Genomic DNA, 1,783 nt, shown 5'->3' with positions numbered 1-1,783 from the left:
GCCGACCGCCAGCGCCAGCTTGACCGCGGGGCCGGTGCGCCGGCGCTCGGCCGACGGCAGCCCTTCCGGCGCGGGCAATGCAGTCGCGGCATGCAAATAGGGGACCTCCCCACGCAGCACCGCGGCGCCTTGCTGCCAGTCCGACAGTCCCGGGCCGAGCAAGCCGATTCCTTCGATGAACACCGGCGCCGTCATGACCGTTCGCCTCGCAGATGCGCGTCGGCGCGGCCGAACAGCAGGCTGCAATTGGAGCCGCCGAAGCCGAACGCATTGCTCAGCGCATAGCGGGGACGATGGCCGGCATCGGACGTGTCCGTATGCAGCAGATAGCCCACCGGCAACGCCGGATCGAGCTCGGTACCGGCGATGCCGGCCGGCAGCCAGCCCGCGCGCAGCGCCAGCGCGCTGATCACGGCCTCGATCGCGCCGGCCGCGCCCAGCGTATGGCCGGTCGCGCCCTTGGTCGAGCTGCACGGCGTCGTGCCGAACAACGCCAGCACGGCCTTGCCCTCGGCGGCGTCGTTGCTCGGCGTGGCGGTGCCGTGCAGATTGATGTAGTCGATGTCGGCTGGCGTCAGCCCGGCATCGGCCAAGGCCTGCTCCATCGCCAGCCGTGCGCCCAGTCCTTCCGGATGCGGGCTCGACATGTGATGCGCATCGCTGGATTCGCCGACGCCGCACAGCAGCACCGTATCGTCAGGCATCGCCGCTCCACCTTCGCGGCGAGAGTCAGGCAACCGTTCGAGCAGCCCGAACGCGCCCCCTTCGCCGATCGAGATGCCGTTGCGCCGCGCATCGTAGGGCCGGCAGGGCTCGGCCGACACCAGCTCCAGCGAATGGAAGCCGTACAGCGTGGTATGGCACAGCGAATCGACGCCGCCGACCAGCGCCGCGTCGATCAGCCCGGCCTCGATCATCCGGCGCGCGGAGGCGAACACCTTGGCGCCCGACGAGCACGCCGACGAGATCGCCGCCGCGGGACCGGTCAGGCCAAGGTAGGCGCGCACGAAGGCCGGCAGCGAGAACGGGCTGTGCCGGTGCGCATAGTCGAAGTCGGGCGGCAGCGCGCCTGTCGCCGGATCGCGCCGCCGGTAGGCCTGTTCGGTTTCGAGAATCCCCCCGGTGCTGGTGCCGAGGAATACGCCGATACGGTGCGCGCCATAACGCGCGATGGCCTCGCGCACCCGTTCGGCAAAGCCGTCCTGTTCCAGCGCGAGCCGGGCGAGCCGGTTGTTGCGGCAGTCGAAGCTGGCAAATTCGGACGGCAGCGGCGCGTCGTCGACGCCGGCGACCTCGCCGACATGGGTGCGCAGCCGCACGTCGCCGAAGCGGCACGGCGCCAGTCCGCTGCGCTGCGCGCGCAACGCCGCGGACGTCGCGGCCAGGCCATGGCCCAGGCAACTGGTGACGGTGAAATGGGAGAACTGCAGGGCGGACACGGAGGGGGACAGCTTACGATCGGGATGCGAGGCGGCGCGCTGCGGTGCGGCGCCAACATTTGCAGGGCCGCCAGCGCCGCCGCGGCTGCCGGCGTTGCGGTCGGTGGCCCGCACCAACGGGCGGCGCGATTGTATCAAAGCGGCTCCAGTTCGCCGGCGGACGCCACGGTGCCGTGACGGACCTGTGCCGTATGCGCGGGCCTCTGCTGTTGCGCCTGCAGCGTGCCGACCATCAGCACATTGGCGCCATGCGCGTCGCGCGGCAGTGGCACCTCGCGCAGCGTCATGCCCATGCCGCGCAGCAGCGCGCGCCACTCGTCGGCGGGCCGGCAGGTCAGCGGGCT

1 protein-coding gene and 2 pseudogenes are annotated in these 1,783 nt (G+C 71.5%); all 3 read right to left on the bottom strand.

The features are described 5' to 3' along the window. Positions 1-195: pseudogene (locus B551_RS17465) on the bottom strand (3-oxoacyl-ACP synthase); the annotation flags it as partial. After that, entirely contained in the window at positions 192-1,439 is a 1,248-nt protein-coding gene (locus B551_RS17460; RefSeq protein WP_043440670.1) for a beta-ketoacyl-[acyl-carrier-protein] synthase family protein, read from the bottom strand. The gene B551_RS17460 and the pseudogene B551_RS17465, both read right to left, overlap by 4 nt. Positions 1,440-1,573: 134 nt before the next feature. Continuing rightward, positions 1,574-1,783 (bottom strand): annotated as a pseudogene (locus B551_RS26680) (hypothetical protein); the annotation flags it as partial.

The sequence above is a fragment of the Cupriavidus sp. HPC(L) genome, from assembly GCF_000307735.3.
GTDB lineage: Bacteria > Pseudomonadota > Gammaproteobacteria > Burkholderiales > Burkholderiaceae > Cupriavidus.
This window is presented reverse-complemented; position numbering and strand designations above follow the sequence as displayed.